We start from the raw sequence: 2,389 nt of genomic DNA on the forward strand, positions 1-2,389 counted from the left end.
GCCAGCAGGCCGTAGAACACGACGCCCGCCGCCACCGCGAGCAGCCGGTCCTCGTTCATCTCGTGATAGGTGCGACGGAGGATGTCCTTCCATCCCCTCCACGGGATCTGCCAGGGAGCGACGGCGTTCCGTCCACGGCTAACCTCTTCTCCGCGGGCTTCAGCGGTGTCTTGTCCGGAACGGGTAGTCGGCGCCGGCTCCGAGCCGGAAGCGTTGCGGGGATCTTGTCGCGGATCGAGATATCTCACGTTAGGCATGGCCCGCTCACTGCAGGATGTCCTTGTCAATCCTTCCAGCTCGCTCCTGTTCCTCGGCAATAGATCTTCTTCGCTGCCTCCTGACGGTATCCACCTCCGTCCCTGCGGCATCTGTGATCTTGTCTGTGACTGCCCGACGGGCAAATCACTTCCGATTTTCAGAAATCGCGTCAAGCCTCGAATCGAAAAATATTCCGCTTCCGTTCTCACCCAAATCAGCGGCATAACTCCGCTCGTCTCACCGCGGATGAGGGGCGTTGGCCATCGTCACTGACGCGCGGTGAGATGCGATGGACGCGGATGCCATGACAGACGAGTGTGGCTGACGCGTACGGTGAAGTCGTGTGGTTCTGGCGCCGTGGTGCTGGCGTTAAGTCCTCGAGGAGCGAAAGCGTCTTGCGGGCGACGGAGGCAAAAGAGCCGTTCTCCGGGAAGAGCGCGAAGTAAGCCGTAAAGCCATTGCGCAGGGAAGGCCGGGATGCTCCCGCCGAACCTGTATGCTCGTGTGCATTTTCTTTATGCGCAAGCAGCACACGAGACCGCGGGTGCGGCGCGCACCCGGTCTTCCCCATAGGCGTTAAGTTATCGGGCGCATGGATTGATATCGCCGTTTTCGTGGCGGTTCGTGGAAATGCCTGCCGAGTTCTCGTTTTTGGCGACGCAAGCAGCGGATGGTTGGCTGTGGGATGATCGCTTGTAGCAAGGAAGCGACGAGTTGTTGCAAAACGCGCCAAGCGCCGGGTGTCGTCAGGCGGCTTCCGCCCAGTGTGGAGAGTCCTCGAACTCGCGGACAAGCGGTTCGAGCAGCAGGATGATCAAGAGGTGAGCCAACAGATAGGGCTTGGCAGAACTCGGATTGGTTCCAGGAGGCGTCTTGAGACCGATGAGGCTCTTCAGCCGCTTGAAGCCAAGTTCGATCCGCCATCGCAATCGATAAAGCGCAAGCACATCTTTGGCTGAGAACTCGTCCGGTAAGAGCGTGGTGATCAGGATGATCCAATCTGCCGCTTCTAAAGTTTCCTTGGAGATAGTGCGGCTTTCGTCTTGCGCGGCGCGCCGGGCTTTCCGACGCGATTCAGCGGCCGCTTTGGCCGGCTTCTTCACTGCGACCAGACGCACAGCCAGAGCAGTGCCATTCTTGCATTTGATCCAAACCCGCCGATCGATCCGTCCGCGTGCCTTCGCCGTACGCAATTGGGCTATGAGATCGAGAGGACAGCCTTTGGCATCAAGCCACCGTGCGTTCTTCCAGCTCGCACGGATCAAAACGTCTGCTCCAGCCTCGACAACAGTCGCGATGCGTTCAGGCTGGAGATAAGCGCGGTCAGCAATGCGTATCTCACCCTTGACGACCGGGATCCGATCAAACGTCTCGCCCTCTCGCTGATCGGTCAATTCGAAGTGGCCGAAGCGCTCATAAGGCAGATCGAATGCACTGTGAATACGCCAAAGTTCGCTGTTCTTGCGTGCTGCCGGTCCGGCCTTCGGCACCATCGTTCCATCAATGATGCGGATCAGCCGACAGCGGCTGGCCTTCGGCGCCGCTTCAGCGAGGAGGTTTTCGATGAGGACGCCAAACCAATCACCACATTGACGCAGGCGATAGAACAACGCCACGCTACTGAGATCGGCAAGACCAACCGAAGCAGCCCACGCCGCTGTCGATCTCAGCCCTCTTTCGCCGAGACAATAGGCCAGCATCAACCTCAGCAACGTGACCGCATCCGGGATTTCGCGCCGCCGTAGGAATGCTTTTGTCTCGCGCGCACTGAGCTCAAGTTGGGCAGCTCCGCCAAGCCGGGAAACCACCCTCGTCCAGTCTTCGTTTACAAGCGATTCACCAGTCATTGCGTGTTGGAATCACGTGTGCTTCCAATACGCAAGCCTAAACTTAACGCCTATGCGGTCTTCCCTGCGCCCTCTGATTGGAGAGGGCGGAAGTTTCAGGCAAACCTCGGGCAAATCATGTCGCGAGATCGCGAAGTCATATCTGCGTAGGATGGGTAGAGCGCAGCGAAACCCATCGCCACGCGCACCGGCATTGATGGGTATCGCTTCGCTCCCTCCTACGAAATCGCTTGTTTCGGGCAATAGTCGGAGCCAACCTCGCGACAACCGCTTCCTTGCAAAAG

Annotated in this window: 1 protein-coding gene and 1 pseudogene; both read right to left on the reverse strand. The window is 58.8% G+C overall.

Going from position 1 to position 2,389, the window contains the following annotated elements; genetic code table 11:
- A pseudogene (locus tag JQ628_RS34245) lies at positions 1–257 on the reverse strand (ribonuclease BN); the annotation flags it as partial.
- 747 nt (positions 258–1,004) lie between these two features.
- Entirely contained in the window at positions 1,005–2,105 is a 1,101-nt protein-coding gene (locus JQ628_RS34250; RefSeq protein WP_212231011.1) for an IS4 family transposase, read from the reverse strand.
- Positions 2,106–2,389: the final 284 nt, after the last annotated feature.

The sequence above is a fragment of the Bradyrhizobium lablabi genome (assembly GCF_018129385.1).
GTDB lineage: Bacteria > Pseudomonadota > Alphaproteobacteria > Rhizobiales > Xanthobacteraceae > Bradyrhizobium > Bradyrhizobium lablabi_C.

Coding starts and splice junctions, on each gene's coding strand:
- JQ628_RS34250 (WP_212231011.1), bottom strand. CDS start 2,105: ATGACTGGTGAATCGCTTGTAAACGAAGACTGGACGAGGGTGGTTTCC.